Origin of the sequence: Nonlabens antarcticus, assembly GCF_015356755.1 — a bacterium.
GTDB lineage: Bacteria > Bacteroidota > Bacteroidia > Flavobacteriales > Flavobacteriaceae > Nonlabens > Nonlabens antarcticus.
In genome coordinates this window covers 1-259 of sequence record NZ_JADFCO010000032.1, presented here as the reverse complement: position 1 = coordinate 259, position 259 = coordinate 1, and the positions used below count along the sequence as shown (strand labels likewise).

Sequence of the window (259 nt, the reverse complement as noted above, 5' to 3'; positions counted from 1 at the left end):
TACAGTTTTACGGTGACCAATACGGGAGCCACTACGTTGAGCAACATAACGATTAGTGACCCATTGTTGGTAGCACCGAACGGTAGTTTATCAGGTGGTCCAATCGCCACACTACCCCCAGGCCCAAGTGGAGTAGATAGTACTACGTTTACGGGAACCTACACGATCCAGCAGTCTGACATAGATGCGGGAACGGTAAGGAACCAAGCTTTAGCTACGGGAAGTTCCCCAGATGGTGAGGATGTAACGGATACCTCTG

At 50.2% G+C, this 259-nt stretch carries 1 protein-coding gene; it reads left to right on the top strand.

The genetic code is table 11. From position 1 onward, the window contains the following. On the top strand, nucleotides 1–259 hold a 259-nt coding region (locus tag IQ282_RS00120; protein ID WP_194849926.1), incomplete at both ends, for a DUF7507 domain-containing protein.